Source organism: Mycobacterium sp. SA01 (genome assembly GCF_041287105.1).
Classification (GTDB): domain Bacteria; phylum Actinomycetota; class Actinomycetes; order Mycobacteriales; family Mycobacteriaceae; genus Mycobacterium.
This window is the reverse complement of sequence record NZ_JBGGNO010000007.1, coordinates 63,208-84,253: the sequence shown is the minus strand read 5'-3', so window position 1 is coordinate 84,253 and position 21,046 is coordinate 63,208. Positions and strand designations below refer to the sequence as shown.

17 protein-coding genes are annotated in these 21,046 nt (G+C 68.2%); 13 read left to right on the top strand and 4 right to left on the bottom strand.

The features are described 5' to 3' along the window. Positions 1 to 164: 164 nt before the first annotated feature. Positions 165 to 788: a TetR/AcrR family transcriptional regulator gene (locus AB4879_RS00975; protein WP_370506051.1), complete on the bottom strand. Its 624-nt coding sequence runs from the start codon at positions 786 to 788 to the stop codon at positions 165 to 167. Between the two features lie 97 nt (positions 789 to 885). On the opposite strand from AB4879_RS00975, the gene AB4879_RS00970 reads away from it, so the two are divergent. From AB4879_RS00970 to AB4879_RS00935, 8 genes are read left to right on the top strand one after another with little or no spacing between them, the layout of a single operon-like run. After that, positions 886 to 2,430 carry a carboxyl transferase domain-containing protein gene (locus AB4879_RS00970; RefSeq protein ID WP_102808637.1) on the top strand — a complete coding sequence of 515 codons (1,545 nt, stop codon included), beginning with the start codon at positions 886 to 888 and terminating at the stop codon, positions 2,428 to 2,430. 2 nt (positions 2,431 to 2,432) lie between these two features. Beyond that, on the top strand, positions 2,433 to 4,406 hold the full coding sequence (locus AB4879_RS00965; protein WP_370506046.1) for a biotin carboxylase N-terminal domain-containing protein: 1,974 nt from the start codon (positions 2,433 to 2,435) through the stop codon (positions 4,404 to 4,406). Next, the gene (locus AB4879_RS00960) at positions 4,403 to 5,563 is read left to right on the top strand and encodes an acyl-CoA dehydrogenase family protein (protein ID WP_102808635.1); all 1,161 of its coding nucleotides are present in this window, start codon (positions 4,403 to 4,405) and stop codon (positions 5,561 to 5,563) included. The genes AB4879_RS00965 and AB4879_RS00960 overlap by 4 nt, the downstream gene beginning before the upstream one ends. Then, the gene (locus tag AB4879_RS00955) at positions 5,563 to 6,051 is read left to right on the top strand and encodes a MaoC family dehydratase (RefSeq protein WP_370506045.1); all 489 of its coding nucleotides are present in this window, start codon (positions 5,563 to 5,565) and stop codon (positions 6,049 to 6,051) included. The genes AB4879_RS00960 and AB4879_RS00955 overlap by 1 nt, the downstream gene beginning before the upstream one ends. Then, entirely contained in the window at positions 6,051 to 6,869 is an 819-nt protein-coding gene (locus AB4879_RS00950) for a CoA ester lyase (protein WP_370506044.1), read from the top strand. Before AB4879_RS00955 ends, AB4879_RS00950 begins: the two co-directional genes overlap by 1 nt. Before the next feature lie 59 nt (positions 6,870 to 6,928). Continuing rightward, the gene (gene pdhA, locus AB4879_RS00945; protein ID WP_370506043.1) at positions 6,929 to 7,990 is read left to right on the top strand and encodes a pyruvate dehydrogenase (acetyl-transferring) E1 component subunit alpha; all 1,062 of its coding nucleotides are present in this window, start codon (positions 6,929 to 6,931) and stop codon (positions 7,988 to 7,990) included. Then, the gene (locus AB4879_RS00940; RefSeq protein WP_370506042.1) at positions 7,987 to 9,039 is read left to right on the top strand and encodes an alpha-ketoacid dehydrogenase subunit beta; all 1,053 of its coding nucleotides are present in this window, start codon (positions 7,987 to 7,989) and stop codon (positions 9,037 to 9,039) included. Before pdhA ends, AB4879_RS00940 begins: the two co-directional genes overlap by 4 nt. Then, on the top strand, positions 9,036 to 10,130 hold the full coding sequence (locus AB4879_RS00935) for a dihydrolipoamide acetyltransferase family protein (RefSeq protein ID WP_370506041.1): 1,095 nt from the start codon (positions 9,036 to 9,038) through the stop codon (positions 10,128 to 10,130). Before AB4879_RS00940 ends, AB4879_RS00935 begins: the two co-directional genes overlap by 4 nt. 73 nt (positions 10,131 to 10,203) lie before the next feature. On the opposite strand, the gene AB4879_RS00930 is transcribed toward AB4879_RS00935, so the two are convergent. Then, positions 10,204 to 10,983 (bottom strand): ArsR/SmtB family transcription factor, encoded by a 780-nt coding sequence (locus AB4879_RS00930; protein WP_370506040.1) that lies wholly within the window; start codon positions 10,981 to 10,983, stop codon positions 10,204 to 10,206. Between the two features lie 45 nt (positions 10,984 to 11,028). Next, on the bottom strand, positions 11,029 to 11,775 hold the full coding sequence (locus AB4879_RS00925) for an enoyl-CoA hydratase (RefSeq protein WP_370506039.1): 747 nt from the start codon (positions 11,773 to 11,775) through the stop codon (positions 11,029 to 11,031). Positions 11,776 to 11,821: 46 nt separating this feature from the next. Between AB4879_RS00925 and AB4879_RS00920 the strand changes: the two genes are divergently transcribed. Next, positions 11,822 to 15,157: a BTAD domain-containing putative transcriptional regulator gene (locus AB4879_RS00920; protein WP_370506038.1), complete on the top strand. Its 3,336-nt coding sequence runs from the start codon at positions 11,822 to 11,824 to the stop codon at positions 15,155 to 15,157. Here the strand turns inward: AB4879_RS00920 and AB4879_RS00915 are convergent. Further along, the gene (locus AB4879_RS00915) at positions 15,147 to 15,836 is read right to left on the bottom strand and encodes a hemerythrin domain-containing protein (protein WP_370506037.1); all 690 of its coding nucleotides are present in this window, start codon (positions 15,834 to 15,836) and stop codon (positions 15,147 to 15,149) included. The genes AB4879_RS00920 and AB4879_RS00915 overlap by 11 nt on opposite strands. A 157-nt stretch (positions 15,837 to 15,993) precedes the next feature. Here AB4879_RS00915 and AB4879_RS00910 point away from each other — a divergent pair, with 157 nt between their 5' ends. Genes AB4879_RS00910 through AB4879_RS00895 form a run of 4 tightly spaced genes read left to right on the top strand, consistent with a single transcriptional unit; the run spans position 15,994 to position 20,983 of the window. Next, a complete protein-coding gene (locus tag AB4879_RS00910; RefSeq protein ID WP_370506036.1) occupies positions 15,994 to 16,653 on the top strand; it encodes a cysteine hydrolase family protein in 660 nt (219 codons plus the stop codon). Between the two features lie 3 nt (positions 16,654 to 16,656). Beyond that, positions 16,657 to 18,213 (top strand): acyl-CoA synthetase FdrA, encoded by a 1,557-nt coding sequence (gene fdrA / locus AB4879_RS00905; RefSeq protein ID WP_370506035.1) that lies wholly within the window; start codon positions 16,657 to 16,659, stop codon positions 18,211 to 18,213. After that, entirely contained in the window at positions 18,210 to 19,622 is a 1,413-nt protein-coding gene (locus tag AB4879_RS00900; protein WP_370506034.1) for a DUF1116 domain-containing protein, read from the top strand. Before fdrA ends, AB4879_RS00900 begins: the two co-directional genes overlap by 4 nt. After that, positions 19,619 to 20,983 carry a carbamate kinase gene (locus AB4879_RS00895; RefSeq protein ID WP_370506033.1) on the top strand — a complete coding sequence of 455 codons (1,365 nt, stop codon included), beginning with the start codon at positions 19,619 to 19,621 and terminating at the stop codon, positions 20,981 to 20,983. Before AB4879_RS00900 ends, AB4879_RS00895 begins: the two co-directional genes overlap by 4 nt. Positions 20,984 to 21,046: the final 63 nt, after the last annotated feature.

Here is a 21,046-nt window from a genome sequence, read left to right as displayed (position 1 = left end):
AAACCTTCCGGATGTCGCTGCGCTCAAACGCCATGGCCAGCCAATCCGCGACCGCTTGCGCCAGCGCGGCGTGATTCTCGCGTTTGACGATCTCGTGGCCGTCGTCGGCAAAGAGCAGATAGCGCACGGTGCGCCCGCGGGGGCGGCGGCCCACGTTCGTGGTATTAGCCCGACCTGCGGGCGTGACGGTCGGCGGACGCTAGCGCCGCCACCGTCATCGCCCGGAGTACATCGCGTGAACGCCCCTGGTCGGCTCCCCGTGCCGCCAGGGGCTTCATGCTGTGTGGGGTCGAGTTCAGCAGACCGAACACCGCGTGGGCCATCAACCGGGCGTCCGCCTCCGCGGTGTCGGGGTGTACTTGGCGTAGCACCTCGACCCACACCTCGACATAGCTGCGCTGCGCCCGGCGCACCTGCCGCTGGGCGGAGGCCGGCAGGTGGGCGAGATCGCGATCCTGGATGCGGATCAGGTCCGATTCACCAAGTGCGAAGTCGAGGTGGAATTCGATGAGACCGGCGAGCGCGGCCTCCGGCTCGGCCGCCTCGGCGACGACGGCCCGTGCGCCGGCCAGAAGCCGCGTGCTGATGCCGACCAGGAGTTCGACCAGCAGGGCTTCCTTGTTGGGGAAGTGCCGGTACACGGCCGGCCCGCTTACTCCCGCCGCGGCGCCGATGTCCTCGATCCGAACGGTTTGAAAGCCCTTGTCCGCCATCAACCGCTCCGCGGCCGTCAACAGGGCAGACCGGCGATCCGATTTCTGCCTGCTTCGACGGGTCGACGTGTCGATGGGACCCTCCTGGAATGACTCTGGACGTTTCGGTTAATCTTCACTAACGTTACATCAGTTAGTCGTCATTAACTCAATTCGGGACGGGACATCGACGATGGCATCGCCCAACCGTGAGGCGCACCTGCAGCTTGTCGAACAGTTGCGCGGAAAGCTGGCCACCGCGGCGCTCGGTGGGCCCGAACGCGCCCGCGAACGACACGTCGCCCGGGGCAAGCTGCTGCCGCGCGATCGGGTCGACGGCCTGCTGGATCCCGGCAGCGCGCTGCTCGAGGTTGCTCCGCTGGCCGCCGACGGCATGTACGACGACGACTGCCCCGCGGCCGGGATCATCACCGGCATCGGCCGGGTGTCCGGGCGGGAGTGCATGGTCGTCGCCAACGACGCGACGGTCAAAGGCGGCACCTACTACCCGGTGACGGTCAAAAAGCACCTGCGCGCTCAGGAGATCGCGCTGCAGAACCGCCTGCCGTGCATCTACCTCGTGGACTCCGGTGGCGCGTTCCTGCCCCGCCAGGACGAGGTGTTCCCCGACCGCGACCACTTCGGCCGGATCTTCTTCAACCAGGCCACCATGAGCGCGGCCGGCATCCCGCAGATCGCCGCCGTGCTCGGCAGCTGTACCGCCGGCGGCGCCTACGTTCCCGCGATGAGTGACGAGGCGGTGATCGTCCGCAACCAGGGCACCATCTTCCTGGGCGGCCCCCCACTGGTGAAGGCGGCCACCGGCGAGGTGGTGACCGCTGAAGAACTCGGCGGCGGCGACCTGCACTCCAAGACCTCCGGCGTGACCGACCACCTCGCTCATGATGACCGGGACGCCCTGCGCATCGTGCGTCGCATCGTCGCCACCCTGGGTCCGCGTGAGCCGCGGCCATGGGATGTGCGTCCCCCCGTCGAGCCGATCGCCGACCAGCACGAGCTCTATGACGTCGTCCCTGTCGACGCACGGGTGCCCTACGACGTGCACGAGGTCATCACCCGCATCGTTGACGGCGGCGAATTCAGCGAATTCAAGGCCGAGTACGGCACCACGTTGGTCACCGGATTCGCACACATCCACGGTCATCCGGTCGGCATCGTCGCCAACAATGGTGTGCTGTTCGGTGAATCCGCCCTCAAGGGAGCCCATTTCATCGAACTGTGTGACAAGCGGATGGTGCCGCTGCTGTTCCTGCAGAACATCACCGGTTTCATGGTCGGGCGCGATTACGAGGCCGGCGGCATCGCCAAGCACGGCGCGAAGATGGTGACGGCGGTGGCCTGCGCCCGGGTGCCGAAACTGACCGTCGTGATCGGCGGCTCCTACGGTGCGGGCAACTACTCGATGTGCGGGCGGGCCTACTCGCCGCGGTTCCTCTGGATGTGGCCGAATGCCCGGATTTCGGTGATGGGCGGCGAACAGGCCGCCTCGGTGCTGGCCACGGTGCGCGGTGACATGACGCCGGAGGAATCCGAGGCCTTCAAGGCGCCGATCCGCGAACAGTACGAACATCAGGGCAACCCGTATTACTCGACCGCACGGCTGTGGGACGACGGCGTCATCGATCCTGCCGACACCAGAACTGTTCTGGGACTGGCACTCTCGGTGACCGCCAACGCTCCCGTCGAGGCCGTCTCCTACGGCGTCTTCAGGATGTGACGATGTTCAACACTGTGCTGGTCGCCAACCGCGGCGAGATCGCCGTGCGGGTCATCCGCACCTGCAAGGCGATGGGCATCCGGTCGGTGGCCGTCTATAGCGACGCCGACGCCGGGGCCCGTCACGTCACCGAGGCCGACACCGCCGTCCGCATCGGGCCGCCACCGGCCCGGCAGAGCTACCTCGACATCCAGGCCGTCGTCGACGCGGCGCTGCGTACCGGTGCCCAGGCCGTCCATCCTGGATACGGCTTCCTTTCGGAGAACTCAGAATTCGCAGCGGCGCTGGAACGGGCCGGGCTTGCGTTCATCGGACCGCCGTCGACCGCGATCCGCACCATGGGCGACAAGATCGCCGCTAAGGCGACGGTGTCGAAGTTCGGGGTCCCGGTGGTGCCGGGTATCGCCCGGCCCGGCCTGACCGACGCCGAACTCGTCGACGCCGCCGGCGACATCGGATTCCCGATCCTGGTCAAGCCATCCGCGGGCGGGGGCGGCAAAGGCATGCGACGTGTCGACGACGCGGCCGACCTGCCGGCGGCGCTGGCCGCCGCGCGGCGGGAATCCGCGGCGGCCTTCGGCGACGACACGCTGTTCTTGGAGCGGTTCGTGTTGTGGCCCCGGCACATCGAAGTCCAGGTTCTCGCCGACAGTTTCGGCAACGTCGTGCACTTTGGTGAGCGCGAGTGCAGCCTGCAGCGCCGCCATCAGAAGGTCATCGAGGAGGCGCCGTCGCCGCTGCTGGACCCGCCGACCCGCGCGCGCATCGGCGCGGCGGCCTGCGACACCGCCCGCAGCGTGGACTATGTCGGGGCGGGCACCGTCGAGTTCATCGTCTCCGCAAACAAGCCCGACGAGTTCTTCTTCATGGAGATGAACACCCGCCTCCAGGTGGAGCATCCGGTCACCGAATTGGTCACCGGGTACGACCTCGTCGAGTGGCAGGTGCGCGTCGCCGCGGGGGAGAAGCTGCCCTTCACGTCCGACGACATCACGTTGACCGGGCACGCCATCGAAGCGCGCGTGTATGCCGAGGATCCCGGTGCCGGCTTCCTGCCGACCGGAGGGCCGGTACTGGGATTGATCGAACCGGACGGTGTCCGGGTGGATTCCGGTTTGGCGCAAGGGATGACGATCGGCAGTGACTACGACCCGATGCTGTCGAAGGTCATCGCCCACGGCGCCGACCGCGCGGCCGCGTTGCGCACCTTGGATCGGGCGCTGTCGCAGACCGCGGTACTCGGCGTGGGAACCAACATCGAGTTCCTGCGTTTCCTGCTGGCCGATGGCGATGTGGCCGCGGGCCGGCTCGACACCGGCCTGATCGACCGGACCCCGTTCGTTCCCGCCTCGGCCGGCGATGACGCGTTCGTCGCCGCGGCGGCCTACCGCTGGCTGACGCGCTGGCCGTCGGCTCCGGCGGACCCCTGGGATGTGCCGTCGGGCTGGCGGGTCGGTGCGCCGGCGCCCACCAGCATTCGACTGCGATCTGGCGATCGCACCGACCACGTCCACATCACCGGAGTTCCCGCCGGGGCTGTCGCGCGCATCGAGGATGGTGAAAATCGTCCACTGTCGGCCGAATTGGACGGTGACCAGCTAACCGTCACAGTCGATGGCATTCGCAGCCGGTACACCGTGGCTGTCGACGGCGACCAGATCTGGCTGGCCGGTGGTGGTCGTTCGCTGATGCTGGAGGAAGTGCGGGAGGCGCCGGTACGCCCGGACGATGAGCACAGCGGCGACGCTGAGCTCGTCAGCCCGATGCCCGGTTCGGTGGTGGCGGTGGGTGTTTCGAATGGTGACGAGGTCACCGCGGGCACGGTGGTGGTGGCCGTCGAGGCGATGAAGATGGAGCATTCGCTGACGGCGCCGGTCGACGGGGTGGTCGAACTCCATGTCGCCGTCGGCGATCAGGTCAAAGTGGGGCAGCTGCTGGCCAAGGTCACAGCCAGAGAAGAGAAAGCGCAATCATGACTGACTTCCTGTCCACGGGAACACTTCCCGACGAGTACGCGCAGCTCGCCAAAACGGTGCGTGACTTCGCCCAGACCGTGGTGGCCCCAGTGGCGGCCGAACACGATGCCCAGCACACATTCCCCTACGAAGTCGTGGCGGGGATGGCCGAGATGGGTCTGTTCGGCCTGCCGTTCCCCGAGGAGTACGGCGGCATGGGCGGTGACTACTTCGCTCTGTGCCTGGCACTGGAAGAGCTCGGCAAGGTCGACCAGAGCGTCGCGATCACACTGGAGGCCGGAGTCTCGCTGGGCGCGATGCCGGTCTACCGGTTCGGCAACGAGGCGCAGAAGCGGGAGTGGCTTCCGCAGCTGACCAGCGGTCAGGCCCTTGGGGCGTTCGGGCTGACCGAGGCCGGCGGTGGTACCGACGCCGGCGCCACCAAGACCACCGCGAAGTTGGACGACGGGCACTGGGTGATCAATGGCACCAAGCAGTTCATCACCAACTCCGGCACCGACATCACCCGGCTGGTGACCGTCACCGCAGTCACCGGCGGCTCCGGCGACAACCGCGAGATCTCCTCGATCCTGGTGCCGGTGCCCACTCCCGGTTTCACCGCCGAGCCGGCCTACGACAAGGTCGGCTGGAATGCCTCCGACACTCACCCGCTGACCTTCGACGACGTTCGGGTGCCGGAGGAGAATCTGCTCGGTGAACGCGGCCGCGGTTACGCCAACTTCCTGCGGATCCTCGACGAAGGCCGGATCGCGATCGCCGCGTTGTCGGTGGGTGCGGCGCAGGGCTGTGTCGACGAGAGCGTGAAGTACGCCGGCGAGCGGGCTGCCTTCGGCCAGCCGATCGGGAAGTTCCAGGCGATCGAACACAAGATCGCCCGGATGGAGGCCCGCGCGCACGCGGCCCGCGCCGCCTACTACGACGCGGCGGCGCTGATGCTCGCCGGTAAGCCGTTCAAGAAGGAGGCGGCGATCGCCAAACTCGTCGCCAGCGAGGCCGCCATGGACAACGCCCGCGACGCGACCCAGATCCACGGCGGCTACGGTTTCATGAACGAATACCCGGTCGCCCGGCATTACCGGGACAGCAAGATCCTCGAGATCGGGGAAGGGACAACCGAAGTGCAGCTGATGGTCATCGCCCGGCAGATGGGACTGTAGTGAGCGAGCCGCCCGAGGAGAAGGTCGTCGTTCAGCGCGGCCTGTGGTACGAGGAGTTCGAACTCGGGGTGCGCTACGTGCACGCCCCCGGGCGCACCATCACCGAAGCCGACAACGTCCTGTTCACCACGCTGACGATGAACACCCAGGCGCTACACCTGGATGCGGCGTTCTCCGACGCTCTGCCACCGTTCAACCAGCGGCTGGTGAACTCGATGTTCACGCTGTCCACGCTGGTCGGCTTGTCGGTCACGCAGCTGACGCAGGGCACCATCGTCGGCAACCTCGGTTTCTCCGACATCGCTTTCCCCAAGCCGCTTTTCCACGGCGACACGATGTACGCCGAAACCGTCGTCACCGACAAACGCGAATCCAAGAGCCGTCCCGGAGAGGGCATCGTCACGTTCGCGCACACCGCGCGCAATCAGCACGGTGACATCGTCGCCACAGCCAGTCGCAAGACCATGGTCCGAAAGAAGCCCGCCTGATGGCACTCGACAATCCAGGGCCGGCCTGGCTGTTCTGCCCTGCCGACCGTCCCGAGCGGTTCGAAAAGGCCGCCGCCACAGCCGATGTCGTGATCCTCGACCTCGAAGACGGGGTTGCGGCCAAGGACCGCGAGGCCGCGCGTGAGGCCCTGGTGTCCACCCAGCTCGACCCCGGCCGCACCGTGGTCCGGGTCAATCCGGTGACCACTCCCGATCATCCGCGGGATCTCGAGGCGCTGGCCCGCACGCCGTACACCACGGTGATGCTGGCCAAGACCGAGTCCGCCGAGCAGGTCGCCGCACTGGCTCCGCTGGACGTCGTGGTGCTGATCGAAACCCCGCTGGGTGCGCTCAACGTCGTCGAGTCCAGCCGGCCGGACAACGCGATCGCCGTCATGTGGGGTGCCGAGGACTTGTTCGCCGTCCTCGGTGGCACCGCCAACCGCTATCCGGACGGCTCATATCGCGAAGTCGCACGGCACGTGCGGTCGCAGAGCTTGCTGGCGGCCAAGGCATACGGCCGCCTCGCGCTCGACTCGGTGTACCTCGACATCAAGGACCTCGACGGCCTCGCGGCCGAGGTGGACGACGCGGTCGCTGTCGGTTTCGACGCGAAAGTGGCCATCCATCCTAGCCAGATAGCGGTGATCAGGAAGGGCTACCTTCCTGGCGCTGAGCAGGTAGCTTGGGCGCGACACGTGCTCGAGGCGGCCCGCGATGAACGCGGTGTCTTCCAATTCGAGGGCATAATGGTGGATGCCCCGGTGCTTCGGCGAGCAGAGCGCATAGTCCAGCTGGCGCCCGACCCCGGCCGCTAGCTGGAGCCTGCTACCACAGGTTTGCTCCGACCGCCTCCGCACCGGTAGAGGAGGCGGTTATGGATCAACCGGTTCAACTCATCGGGCCCGACGGAACAGCGACGGCCGAAAGCCGATATCGCCGTGATCTGGCGCCGGAGACCCTAGCGTGGCTCTACGAGAATCTGGTTGTCGCGCGCGATCTCGACGTCGAGTTCGTCAATCTGCAGCGTCAGGGCGAATTGGCCCTGTACGCCTCGTGCCGGGGCCAGGAGGCCGCACAAATCGGCGCGGCAGCCGCACTCCGGAAAACCGACTGGCTGTTCCCACAGTTCCGCGAACTCGGTGTCTTCCTGGTTCGCGGGATCCCGCCCGCGAATGTCGCCGCCCTCTGGCGCGGTGCCTGGCACGGCGGGCTGGATTTCACCGGCAAGTGCTGCGCACCTGTCGCCATTCCCATCGCCACCCACACCGTGCACGCCGTCGGCGCGGCAATGGCTGCCCAACGGCTGGACGAGGATTCGGTGACGGTGGCGTTCCTCGGGGACGGCGCCACCAGTGAAGGTGACACCCACGAGGCGATGAACCTGGCTGCCGTCGAGAAAGCGCCGTGCGTCTTCTACATCCAGAACAACCAGTGGGCCATCTCGGTTCCGGCGAGCCGCCAATACGCCGTGTCCACTCTCGCGCAGCGCGCGGCCGGCTACGGAATGCCCGGAATCCGGGTGGACGGCAACGACATCCTGGCCTGCTTCGCGGTGATGAGTGAAGCCGCCGAACGGGCGCGGGCCGGGGACGGCCCCACGCTGATCGAAGCGGTCACCTACCGGATGGAACCCCACACCACCTCCGACGACGCCACCCGATACCGCAGCACTGAGGAGATCGCCTACTGGTCGGCCCGGGACCCGATCGCCAGATACCGCGCCTATCTTCACCAGAGCGGTGTCCTCACCGAGCGGATCGAGCAGCGGGTGCATGCGCGGTCGACGCGACTGCGGACCGAACTGCGCGACGCGGTGGTGGGCGCCCCGGATCCGGACGTGGACGAGCTGTTCGATCACGTGTACGCCGAGATCACCCCCGAATTATCCGCGCAGCGAGAACAATTGCGCGCCGAGTTGGCGGGAGGCACGCGATGACCCAGATCATCGAGCGACCTCCGATGCGCGGTGATGACACACCGGAACCTGACGGCCCGATCCTGACCGAACTGCCCACCGTCAGCACCCTGACCATGGTGCAGGCGATCAACCGCGCCCTGCACGACGCGATGGCAGGTGATGACCGGGTACTGGTGTTCGGTGAAGATGTAGCCGACCTGGGTGGCGTCTTCCGAATCACCGAGGGCCTGGCGGAAACCTTCGGAACCCAAAGATGTTTCGACACACCCCTGGCCGAGTCGGCGATCATCGGTGCCGCTATCGGCCTGGCGATCCGCGGATTCGTCCCCGTCCCGGAGATCCAGTTCGACGGGTTCTCCTACCCGGCGTTCGACCAGGTGGTCAGCCACCTCGCCAAGTACCGTAACCGGACCCGCGGCCAGGTCGACATGCCGGTCACCGTCCGGATCCCGTCGTTCGGCGGCATCGGCGCCGTCGAGCATCATTCGGAATCCACCGAATCCTACTGGGTGCACACGGCGGGCCTGAAAGTTGTTGTGCCGTCGACTCCTTCGGATGCCTACTGGCTGCTTCGGCATGCCATCGCCGCCCGCGATCCGGTGATCTATCTGGAACCCAAACGGCGGTACTGGGCCCGCGAGGCCGTCGACCTCGCTGTGCCGGGGCCGCCGATAGGCACGGCCGTGATCCGTCGGCCCGGCGATGACGTCACGGTGCTCACCTACGGCGGAGTGGTCGGCACCGCGGTGAATGCGGCCGAGATCGCCGAGTGCAGCGTCGAAGTGATCGACCTGCGCTCGCTGAGCCCCCTGGACTTCGACACGGTTGCCGCGTCGGTCCGCAAGACCGGCCGCGCGATCGTCATGCACGAGGGACCCCGCTCACTGGGGTTCGGAGCCGAGCTGGCCGCCCGGATATCCGAGGAACTGTTCTACGACCTCGAGTCACCGGTGCTGCGGGCCACCGGATTCGACACGCCCTACCCGCCGGCGCGGTTGGAGAAGCTCTGGCTGCCCGGTGTGGACCGGCTGCTCGACTGCATCGAGAAAGCGATGCGACGGCCATGAGCGACTTCCTGGTGCCCGACCTGGGGGAGGGCCTCGAGGACGCGACCATCACGAGTTGGGCCGTCGCCGTCGGGGATGTCGTCGAGCTCAACCAGACCCTGTGCACGGTCGAGACCAACAAAGCCGAAGTCGAGATCCCCAGCCCGTATGCCGGGCGGGTCGCCGAACTCGGCGGCGCCGAGGGGGAAACTCTGGGTGTGGGAACGCTGTTGGTGCGCATCGAGACTTCAGCGCGCGCGCCGGTTCTGGTCGGTTACGGCATCGACGACGGCATGGACCGCAGTCGGCGGGCGCGTGCTGCTCCGAAAACCCGCAAGCTGGCCGCCGACCTTGCGGTGGACCTGAACGGGCTGCGGCCTGGTTCAGGGACCGACGGCGTGATCACCCGCGACGATGTGCTCGACGCGGCCGGGGCTGTGTCACACAGCATTCCGGTGCGCGGTGTGCACGCCCGGATGGCCACCCATATGTCGTTGTCCCGCAGCCGGATTCCCGACGCCCACGCCAGCGTCCAGGTGGACGGCACGGCGCTGCTGCGGCTCCGGGATCAGCTCGACGTGACGCCGTTCGTCCTGACGTTGCGGTTGCTGGTGATCGCGTTGGCGCGCCACCCCAGGCTCAACGCCACCTGGGTGGAAGCCGAAGCGGGACCAGAGATCCGGATGCACCCCGACATTCGACTGGGTGTCGCGGTGGCCACCGAGCGAGGCCTGGTGGTTCCGGTCGTCGACACCCGCGGACGTTCCACCCGGCAGTTGGCCGCCGCCGTCGACGATGTGATCGAGCAGGCCAGGGCAGGCACCGTGGCGCCCACTCAGCTCAGCGGCTCGACGTTCACCGTGTCGAACTTCGGTGCGCTGGGCCTCGACGACGGCGTCCCGGTGATCAACTATCCGGAGGCCGCGATCCTCGGGATGGGCTCACTGAAGCCGCGGGCCGTGGTCGTCGACGGCGCGGTGGTGGCGCGGCCGACCATGACGCTCACGTGCGCGTTCGACCATCGAGTCGCCGATGGAGCGCAGGCGGCGGCGTTCCTGACCGATCTGCGCGGACTCATCGAATCCCCGGAGACCGCGCTGCTCGATCTCTGAGCCGTTGACGCCCAGCGTGGGCGTTGTCGTCGACGAATCGACCGTTCACCAACGACAACTCGCACGCTCGACGTCAGACGTGGGCGTGAAACTCCCACGGCGCGGTGGGCAATACGTCGCCGGTCTCCAGCAGCGTTTTGAGATTGGCGAACACTGTCGGCCAGCCCTGCCCGACCGACTCGCGGTCCGCGGGAGACTGGAAATTCGTATGAGTCACAGTCAATTTGACGATCTCGCGGAAGGGCTCGATCTCGAACGTGACGATGCTTTCCTCGACGGTCGGATCATCGCTGGGCTCGCCGAAGCCGAAGACCAGTCGGCGCGGCGGATCGACTTCCATCACGGTGCCGGCGACGTCGACGATGCCGGACCCGTCGGACCGGACATGCTCGACGCGGCCGCCGACCTGCCACTCCGAGACTTGCGCATGACCCCAGAACTTCGCGGTGAGCTCGGCGTCGGTGAGGGCATGCCACACCTGTTCCGCGCTGGCGTGGATGTAGGTGGTGTAGACGTAATCGGGGATGGTGTCTGACATTGCGCTCTCCTCCGCGTACTGCTTGATCGTGGCCAGGGCCGCCAGCCGAGGCTCTTCGAACTTCCAGATCCAGCGGGTCTGGAGTTGGTGGATCGGTACCGCATTCAGGTAGTGGAGCTTGCGGCGGCCGTCGCGCACTGACGTCACGAGGTTGGCACTCTCGAGAACCTCGAGGTGCTGGCTGACCGACTGCCTGCGCATGTCGAGCCCTTCGCAGAGCTCGCCGAGTGTCAGCCCGGCACGCTCATGAAGCATGTCGAGCAGCCGTCGCCTGCCGGGGTCGGCCAACGCCTTGAAGACCGCGTCCGCGTCCACGGTCGAATTATGCAGGCAATTGCCTGCCTATTGCAACAGGGCAGCTCAGCGCCGCTGCGCGGCGGCCAGTCTGGCCTTGAACTCCGGCGACTCGATGGAGGTGGCCTGCGGGCCCAGCTCGATGTCCTTGGCTGCCTCGTGGTGGTCGGTGTCGAGGAAGCCGGGGATGGCGGTTGCGCGCATCGACGCCTTCGTGGACAGCACGACCTCCCGCGGTGCGGCCGCAGGCCCAGCGGCCAGCTCGAGCGCAGCCGCGACGGGATCCTCGGCGACGGTCAGCGCTAGACCATGCCGCACCGCGGTCTCGGCGTCGAAGCGCATACCGAACAGCAGCGCCGCTCGGGCGACCTGCGGGCCGACCGCACGCTGCAGCATCCAGGTCGCGCCGCCGCCGGGGTGGATGCCGAGCTTCTGGAACCGCGGATCGAAAACTGCGTGCGGCCCCGCGATGCGGACGTCGGCAGCCAGCGCCAGGTTCAGCCCGGCACCCACGGCCGCGCCGTTGACCGCCGCGATGGTCGGCAGCGTGCACCGGCCGACGGCCATGAAGCCGGCGTAGATGCGCTCGAGCCCTTCCTTGGCAGCCGCGCCGAGGGCGGACAGGTCCGCGCCCGCGCAGAAGGCCTTACCCGCGCCGGTGACCACCACGGCATGAGCCTCGGCCTCGGCGGCCTCGACGGCCTCCCGCAACTGTTGGGACATCGCGTCGGTGACGGCGTTACGCCGGTCGGGATCGTTGACGGTGATCAGCGCGACGCGCTCGCGGACTTCGTAAAGAACCAGGTCAGACATTCCGAGTCTCCATCATCGGGAGGCTAGCAGTTAGGGTTTGACCATCATGGCGGCACCGCATCAGCAACCTGTCCGGGTAGCCGTCTTGGGACCCGTCCGGGCCTGGCACGGTTCGGCGCCGGTTGACGTGGGCGGACCGCGGCAGCGTTCCCTGCTGGCGCGACTGGCGCTGGCCAAGGGGCAGGTGGTGTCGGTCGACCGCCTCATCGAGGATCTGTGGCACGGCGAGCCCCCGCCGAAAGCGCTGTCCGCCCTTCAGGCTTACGTCTCGCATCTGCGGCGGGTGCTCGAACCCGGTCGCGAGCGGCGCGCGCCCGCAACGGTCATCGTCAGCGCCGCGCCGGGCTACCGGCTGGCGCTGCCCGCTGATTCCGTCGACGCGTGGTGGTTCGACGAGCAGGTGCGGACGGCGGAGTCCGAACCCGACCCGGCGCGGCGCGTTGACCTCCTTGACGACGCCCTCGAGCACTGGGCTGGTGAACCCTACGCCGAGGTGTCCGACGCTGCCTGGGCCATCGCGGAGATCGCCCGCCTCGCGGAATTGCGGCTCGCTGCAATCGAATTGCGGGCGTCATCCCAGCTGGCGCTGGGATACCACAACGCCGTGGTCGGTGCCCTGGAACGGGTGGTCCTCGAGCACCCGACCAGAGAGGGGGCGGCCGGCATCCTGGCTACCGCGCTGTACCGGGCTGGCCGGCAGGCCGCCGCGTTGGCGGTGTTGCGCAGCACACGCGATCATCTCGCCGACGAACTGGGACTCGAACCGGGACGGGCGCTGCGCGATCTCGAACGCGACATCCTCAGCCAGGCTGCGCATCTCGACGACGATGATCAGCCGTCGGCTCTACCGCTCCCGCAGGCGCCGGCTCACGTGCCGAACATCGCCGAACCGTCAGCGCCCCATGGTCGTTCTCGTGAGCTGGCGGCGATCGACGCCGCCGCCCACGACGCCCGCCTCGGCGGCAGCCGTCTGGTGTGGGTCGGTGGCGAGGCAGGCGCCGGAAAGACCACCGTCACCGGCGCCGCCGCAGCTCGGTTGCGCGCCGCCGGTTGGACGGTCGCCGCGGGGCGGTGCCCTGAGGTGGACGGCGCGCCGCCGGGGTGGGCGTGGACGGAGGTGCTGCGGCACTTCAGCGATTCCTTCGCCGCCGCCGACCAACGTCACATCCGTGCCCTCGCGCCACTGCTGCACGAGGCCGACGCCACCGTCGACGACCAAAGTACGTTCTGGACAGCGCATGCCGTCGCGGACGTGATCGGCCGCTCCGCCACCGTCCAACCGGTCGCGGTGCTTTTGGACGATCTGCACCGGACGGACGGCCTCACCCTGGAACTGCTGCGATTGGTCATCCACGAATTGCAGGACCGACCGGTCCTGGTCGTGGCCACGTACCGGCCGTCGGAGTCGGGAACCGAATTGGCGGCGGCACGCGCGGCGCTCGCAGTCCGTACAGTCGCGCACCTGAGCATCGGCGGTTTGGGCGCAGAGGCGACGACTGCGCTCGCCGCCGACTGTGGCTTGACCGATCTCACCGAGAACGAGTCTCGGCTGCTGCACGACCGCACCGGCGGCAACCCGCTCTTCGTGCGGGAACTCGCGCGTCTGATGATGTCGGAGGGACTCGATACCGCGCGGGTCGCGGTACCGAGCGGGGTGGGGGATGTGCTGCGGCGCAGACTCGTTCGCCTCCCCGGCGCGACGGTGACCGCGCTGCGCCAGGCTGCCGTGCTCGGCCGGGATATCGACGTCGATCTGCTCGCCGAACTCGCGCAGCGCGACGCCGACGACGTACTCGAGGCACTCGAACCCGCGGTCCTGGTCGGTCTGCTGGAGGAGCCCGGCCCCGGCCAGGTCAGGTTCGCGCACGCATTGGTGCGCGACACGCTGTACGAAGACACGTCGCTGCTGCGTCGGTCCCGTCTGCACGCGGCCGTGCTGGACCTGCTGCTGGCCCGGTCGACGGATCCGGCAGCGCTGGCCTATCACGCCGTTGCGGCTGCGACACCGGCCAGCGCGGCCGCCGCCGCCGAACTGGCGATGGCCGCAGGCCACGAGGCGGACCGGGTTGGCGCCCCTGCCGAGGCGGCCCGGCAATGGCAGGCCGCGGTCCGGATGCTGGAGCTGGCCAACCGCGCCGAGGCCGGGCCGCCGGACGTCGAACGAACCATCGAGGCCTACTGCGGATGGGTGGCCGCAACGGCTCGGGTCGGTGATGTGGTCGCCGCCCGTGATGCCCTGAAAGAGGCTCTGCCGCTTGCTGATGGGTCCGACGAACGCGTCGCCCGAGTGCTGACGGCGTGGGACGCGCCGCTGATCTGGCGGGTGCGGATCGATGACCACGCCGACGCCGAGATCGTTGGCCCGCTGCAACGAGTGCTCCGCGGCGAGCTGCCGCCGGGGGTCCGGGTGCGGCTGCTCACCACGTTGTTCGCCGAGTTGGAGGGCGCCGACCATGACGCCGCGCTGGCCGCGAGCGCCGAGGCGCTCACGCTGGCGCGGGCACTTTACGAGCAAGATCCGCAGATGCACGGCCGCCTGCTGTGCGCGGCGCTCAATGCTCGCGCCTATGCCGCGCTGGGCCCGGATCTGGCCCACGAACGCGAGCGGCTGACCGACGAGTTCCTCTCCGTCGCAGAGGCATCCGCCGCAGTCGACTATCAGGCCGTCGCGCACTGGCTGGCATTCCTCGCCGCGGCCGGTCGCTCCGATCTGGTGGCCGCCCTTGACCATGTCGACCTCGCGGTGGCTAGGGCCGGCACCGGACAGCTGGCACCGCTGCTGACGGTGCTGGAGGTGTTCACCGCTCAGCTGAGCGTGCTGGCCGGCCGAATCGACGACGGTGAGCGTCGCTACGTCGCCGCCGCCCGCCGATTGGCCGAGCAGGGCACCGCGAACGGCGCGCAGATGGGTCTGGTCGGCCGGTTCACCGCGGGTCTGGCCCGCGGAGAACTGGCGCCCCTGGCCGACGACCTGCTGGCCGTGCACATGTACGTCTCGACCTCGATTGCCGACGGCGCGGTCCTGGCGCTGATGAGCGCCGGCCGCGAGGCCGAGGCCCGGCAGATCTGGGCGAACCAACAGCCGGTCGAGCGGTCTTACTACTGGCTGGCCATGACGACGCTGCGGGCGCACGCCGCCGTCGCGCTCGGCGACGCCGACGCCGCGATCCGATGTGCTGAAGAACTGCAACCTTTTTCGGGCCGGATGGCGGGACTCGACAACGGCAGCCTGTTGACCGGACCGGTCGATGACGCGCTGGCCGCCATCGCCGAATTGCTGGGCGACGGCGACGCCGCGCGACGGTACCGGGCCGCCGCCGCCGCGCTGAAGACTCAGCTGGCGGCCGAGGCGGCCCGGCTGGTCGACCGGGTCAGCCGCTGAACACCTCGTTCTCGAATTTCTTGTGCCGCCTGGTCAAGACAGCCAACAGCAGCCGAAGAACGGGGCTGACTTGCTTGGCCACTGCCGCCCGTTCATCGTCGGTGGCCGCCCCCACCGTGCGCGGCCCGTCGAAGGTCAGCCGTCCCGTCCGCTGTGCGGTCTTCTCCACGACCTGCCAGTCGGCGACCGACACGTGACGGCGGATCACCGGGAAGATGTCGCGTTCCTCTTCGGCGATGTGCTCGGTGAGCAGGTTGCGCAGATCGGTCAGCTCGGCGCCCAGCAGCGCGGCGGTGCGGCGATCGCCACCGGCGACCCGGAATGCGTTGGCCCGATGCGCGATGATCTCGAGGCGCGGATCCAGCGCGGCATGGTCGTCGGTCAGCTCGGTCAGGTCGACGATGTCTTTCGCGCAGGCGTCGATCACCGGCCACAGCACGGTGTCCTCGACGGTGTGGTGGTGGTGGATGGATTCGCAGAGCAGGTCGGTGTAGCGGGCGATCGCCTGGGCGCGCCGGGTCGAGCAGCGCTGCCGCCCCTCGCCGATGTCGGTCACCGTGGCGGCCAGGCGACCGACGTCGGTGAGCATCGCCCGGTGCGCCAGCGTGATGCCGATCAGGTCGGGCTGGGGGTCGTGGGGCCGGCGGGGGGTGACGGTGACGGGCTGTGGTGTTTTCATGCGACGACCATCGCCGGTCGCACTTGTAAGACACTTGCGATCGACTTGTGGTCCGTCGAGGGAGATTGTTTACACCGCGGAAATGTTCACCCGCGCGATCGGCTGCCGGTTACGTTTCAATGAATCCGCCAGACCGGCCGTCAGAAGGGAACCCCAGGTGGCAACGATCAACGCCGAGCCCTTCCCCCTCGATATCGACGTCGCGAGCACCGCGCTGGTGATCATCGACATGCAGCGCGACTTCGTGCTGCCCGGCGGATTCGGTGAGGCGCTCGGCAACGACACCTCCCTGCTGCTGGCCGCGGTCGAACCGATCGAGCGCGTGCTGGCCCAGGCTCGCACGATCGGCATGCTGGTCATCCACACCCGGGAGGGCCACCGGCCCGACCTGACCGACTGCCCGCCGGCCAAGCTGCACCGCGGCGGCAAGACGTTCATCGGCGAACCCGGCCCCATGGGCCGCATCCTGGTTCGCGGCGAGCAGGGCCACGACATCATCGAGCAGCTGTATCCCATCGAGGGCGAACCGGTGATCGACAAACCCGGCAAGGGCAGCTTCCATGCCACCGACCTCGGCCAGATCCTGGCTGACCGCGGCATCAAGACGCTGGTGGTCTGCGGGGTGACCACCGAGGTCTGCGTCCACACCACGGTTCGCGAAGCCAACGACCGCGGCTATGAATGCCTGGTGCTCAGCGACTGCGTGGCGTCGTATTTTCCGGAGTTCCAGCGGGTGGCGCTCGAGATGATCAAGGCGCAGGGCGCCATCTTCGGGTGGGTGGCCGACGCCGACGAGTTCATCGCGGCGACATCCTGACGCATGGCCATCAGTTCGCGGTCTTATCCCAACCTGTACAAGGACTCGGTGTCCTTGATGACGGTGTCGGCGCGGGTGACGTCGGTACCCGGCATCGAGGCCGCGTCGGTGGTGATGGCGTCGGCCACCAACGTCGACAACCTCGCCCAAGCCGGCCTCGGCGCATTCGAGGTTCGGCCCAACGATCTGATCGTCGCGGTGTCGGGCAGCGACGAAGCCTGCGACGAGGCGCTCGCCGTGGCCGACACGCTGTTGTCGGCGTCGCCTCCCGACAGCGGCGAACAGGCTTCGGCGGCACCGACCACCAGCATCCAGATGGCCGTCGCCACCGATCCCGCGCTCAACCTGGCGCTGATCTCGGTGCCCGGCGATTACGCCGCGGCCGAGGCGATGAAGGCACTGCGGCTGGGCATGGACGTGATGGTGTTCAGCGACAACGTCACCCCGGACGCCGAGTTGGCGCTCAAGGACTACGCCCGAGCCCACGACCTGATGGTGATGGGCCCGGACTGCGGCACCGCGATCATCAACGGCATCCCGCTGGGTTTCGCCAACGTGGTGCGGCGCGGCCCGATCGGGGTGGTCGGCGCTTCCGGTACCGGCACCCAGGAAGTGACCGTCCGGATTCATCAGAACGGTTCCGGGGTCTCGCACGCGCTCGGCACCGGTGGCCACGACCTGGCTGAAGCAATCGGCGGCATCTCCATGCTGCACGGCTTGGCTGCCCTCGACGCCGACCCTGCCACCACGGTTATCGTGCTGGTGTCCAAACCGCCATCGGCGAATGTGGCCGCGAAAGTGCTTGCCGCAGCGCAGGACAGCGCCAAACCGGTCGTCGTCATCTTCCTCGGCGCCGACCCCGCGTCCATCACCCGCGACGGCGTGTACGGCGCGGCGTCGCTCGCGCAGGCCGCGGACATGGCCGTCGAACTGGCCGGTGGCGGGCAGCCGGCCGCCACCGGGATCGGCATCTCAACTGAGATGAGCCGAACTCTGAGCGATCTCGCGGATGCGATGGCGCCGAGCCAGCGGTACGTCCGGGGCATCTTCTCCGGCGGCACCTTCTGCTATGAAGCGCAGCTGATCCACCACGCCCACGGCGTGACCGCCCAGTCGAACACCCCGATAGCAGGCAACACCGCGCTGGCCGACATCAACATGAGTCAGGGGCACACCATCCTCGACATGGGCGACGATGAATTCACCCGCGGGAAGCCACATCCCATGATCGACCCGTCACAGAAGGACGCGCGCATCCGGACCGAGATCGCCGACCCCGCCACGGCAGTCGTGTTGTTCGACGTGGTGCTGGGCTATGGCTCGGCCGATGACCCGACGGCAGAACTGGTTTCGATCATCGAGAAGGGTGCTGCCGCGGCCCGTGCCGAAGGGCGGACGGTCGCCTTCGTCGGCTACGTCTGCGGCACCGAACTGGACCCGCAGGACCGCACCAAGGCCGTCGCCGCCCTGCAGTCGGCCGGGGTGCTGGTCGCGTCGAGCAACGCGGAGGCGGCCCTGTGGTCCGCCACACTGGTCACCTCGCGGGGAGTCGATCGATGAAAGAGCTTCTCCAGCAGGATCTCAACGTCGTCAACGTCGGACTGCAGAGTTTCGCCTCGAACATCACCGCGGCCGGTGGCCGGGCCACCTCCGTCACCTGGGCGCCACCGGCAGGCGCCGACCCGAAATTGGGCTGGACGCTGGCGACCCTGATCGGTGACCCGCGAATCGAGGCCGCCAACGCCGTCGCCTTCGAGCGGTACCTGGGCGCGCAACCGCGACTGGTCGACCTGGTTCGCGCCGGGGAGGTGATGGCCGGTCTCGGTCCTGGTGAACGCCGCATCCTGCATGCCGGGCCGCCGATCGACTGGCCCGACATGTGCGGGCCGCAGCGCGGTGCCATCGCCGGGGCGATCCTGTACGAAGGCTGGGCCGATGACCTCGATGCCGCCGAAAAGCTGGCGGGCAGTGGGGAAGTGGCACTCGAGCCGTGCCACGAGCACGGTGCGGTCGGACCGATGGCCGGCATCACCAGCCCGTCGATGCCGGTGTGGGTGGTGGAGAACACTGCTAGCGGGAACCGCGCCTACAGCAACCTCAACGAGGGCCTGGGCAAGGTGCTGCGGTTCGGCGCCAACTCGCCCGACGTGCTCGAGCGGCTGCGGTGGCTGGGCAGCGACTTCTTCACCACCATGCAGGTCGCGGTGCGCGGCCTCGCCGATCCCGATCTCAAACCACTGATGGCACAAGCGCTGCACATGGGCGACGAGCTGCACAACCGCAACGCCGCCGCGTCCGGTCTGCTGTTCAAACGGCTGACACTGGCACTGCTGGGATCTGATCTCGCCTCCGACGCGGTGCGGCGTGCATTGGAATTCGTCGCAGGCAACGATCACTTCTTCCTCAACATCTCGATGGCCGCGGCCAAGTCGATGTCGGACGCCGCCGCCGGCGTGCCGGGCAGCAGCATGGTCACCGTGATGGCCCGCAACGGTGTCAACTTCGGTATCAAGCTGTCCGGCACCGGAAATCAGTGGTTCCAGGCTCCCGCCAATCCCGTTGACGGACTGTACTTCCCGGGGTACACGGTCGATGACGCGGCCGCCGACCTCGGCGACTCGGCAATCACCGAGACCAACGGGCTGGGTGGCTTCGCGATGGCCGCCTCACCGGCGATCGTCCAGTTCGTCGGTGGCACCCCGGCCGACGCGACCGCCAACAGCCGCCGGATGCTGTCCATCACGCTTGGCACCAACCCCGCATTCACCCTGCCGCCGTTGAACTTCGGCGGAACACCGGCCGGAATCGACGCCCGTCTGGTCGCCGACTCGGGCATCCTGCCCATCATCAACACCGGGATCGCGCACCGCCACGCCGGTGTCGGGCAGATCGGCGCGGGCATCACCACCGCGCCGATGGACTGCTTCACCGGTGCTCTGGCCGCGCTGGCGTCGGGACTGCAGGAGTGAGCACCGCGATCGTCGCGTTCGGCGGCAACGCGTTGGTCACCGACGCCGAACACGACTCCATTCCCCAGCAATACGACACGGTTAGCCGCACCGTCGGCCCGCTGATCGACATGGTGGAGCAAGGCTGGAAACTCGTTGTCTCCCACGGGAACGGCCCGCAGGTCGGATTCATTCTGCGACGCTCGGAGCTCGCGCAGGACGAGGTGGATCCGGTTCCGGTGGATTACGCCGTGGCAGATACCCAGGGCGCGATCGGCTACATGTTCGTCAAAGCTCTGCGCAACGAGCTGGCTCGCCGGGGTTTGTCGCGGCCGGTGGTGGCTCTCGTCACGCATTCGGTGGTCAGCGTCGACGACCCGGCCTTCACCAACCCCACCAAACCGGTCGGTTCGTTCCTGACCGAGGATCGGGCCCGGGCGCTGGCGGAGAAGCTGGGCTGGACCATCGCCGAAGACGCCGGCCGCGGCTGGCGGCGCACGGTGGCCTCCCCGCGACCGACCACCATCCTCGAGACCGATGTGATCCGGCGGCTGCTCGACGACGGCGCCATCGTCGTCGCGGTCGGCGGCGGAGGCATCCCGGTGGCGCTCGACGCCGACGGCACGGTCGTCGGCGTCGAGGCCGTCATCGACAAGGACATCGCCTCGGGGCTGCTGGCCCATGAGCTGGGTGCCGAGCTGCTGCTGATCCCGACCGGGGTCGCGCGGGTGGCGATCGGGTTCGGCACGCCCGCCGAGACCTGGCTGGACACCATCACCGTGGGCCAGGCTCGCGACTACATCGCTTCGGGCCAGTTCGGTAAGGGGTCGATGGAACCCAAAGTGGAAGCGGTTGCCGATTTCGTCGCCACCACGCCAGGTTCGGTCGGCGTCATCGGTGCCGCGGAGGAGATCCCGGCCATCCTGGCCGGTACATCGGGCACCCGGATCGTCGGCGACGCACCGGGTCCCGCAGTGGAGGAGAAGGGAAGTGACGCAGTGCTGTTGGCGGTCAATGGAACGCTGATGCGGGGGCTGAAACTCTCGCCCAACATGGGCGCCGCCGGAGCCACGTTCCTGCGGGAGGCCACCACCGAGCCGGTGTATCGGCTGTGGACGATCAACGATGAACACCCGGCGATGATTCGCGTCACCGACGGCTCGGGTGTCGGCGTGGCCGTTGAGGTGTGGGAGGTACCCGCCGCGGGTCTGGCCGGGATCCTGCTCAACGAGCCGCCGGGGCTGTCGATCGGCAAGGTGAACCTGGACGACGGCTCGACGGTCCTCGGGGTGATCGGGGAACCCGCGCTGGTCGAGGGGCAGCGGGAGATCACGGAGTTCGGCGGGTGGCGGGCCTACACCGCCGCCGGCGGGGATGTGTGACCGGAAGGCTATAGCCACCGTCAGTGGTGACCGATAACATCCGCCCCAAATACTGACCACTAC

Coding starts and splice junctions, on each gene's coding strand:
- AB4879_RS00970 (WP_102808637.1), top strand. CDS start 886: ATGGCATCGCCCAACCGTGAGGCGCACCTGCAGCTTGTCGAACAGTTG.
- AB4879_RS00965 (WP_370506046.1), top strand. CDS start 2,433: ATGTTCAACACTGTGCTGGTCGCCAACCGCGGCGAGATCGCCGTGCGG.
- AB4879_RS00960 (WP_102808635.1), top strand. CDS start 4,403: ATGACTGACTTCCTGTCCACGGGAACACTTCCCGACGAGTACGCGCAG.
- AB4879_RS00950 (WP_370506044.1), top strand. CDS start 6,051: ATGGCACTCGACAATCCAGGGCCGGCCTGGCTGTTCTGCCCTGCCGAC.
- pdhA (WP_370506043.1), top strand. CDS start 6,929: ATGGATCAACCGGTTCAACTCATCGGGCCCGACGGAACAGCGACGGCC.
- AB4879_RS00940 (WP_370506042.1), top strand. CDS start 7,987: ATGACCCAGATCATCGAGCGACCTCCGATGCGCGGTGATGACACACCG.
- AB4879_RS00935 (WP_370506041.1), top strand. CDS start 9,036: ATGAGCGACTTCCTGGTGCCCGACCTGGGGGAGGGCCTCGAGGACGCG.
- AB4879_RS00925 (WP_370506039.1), bottom strand. CDS start 11,775: ATGTCTGACCTGGTTCTTTACGAAGTCCGCGAGCGCGTCGCGCTGATC.
- AB4879_RS00920 (WP_370506038.1), top strand. CDS start 11,822: ATGGCGGCACCGCATCAGCAACCTGTCCGGGTAGCCGTCTTGGGACCC.
- AB4879_RS00915 (WP_370506037.1), bottom strand. CDS start 15,836: ATGAAAACACCACAGCCCGTCACCGTCACCCCCCGCCGGCCCCACGAC.
- fdrA (WP_370506035.1), top strand. CDS start 16,657: ATGGCCATCAGTTCGCGGTCTTATCCCAACCTGTACAAGGACTCGGTG.
- AB4879_RS00900 (WP_370506034.1), top strand. CDS start 18,210: ATGAAAGAGCTTCTCCAGCAGGATCTCAACGTCGTCAACGTCGGACTG.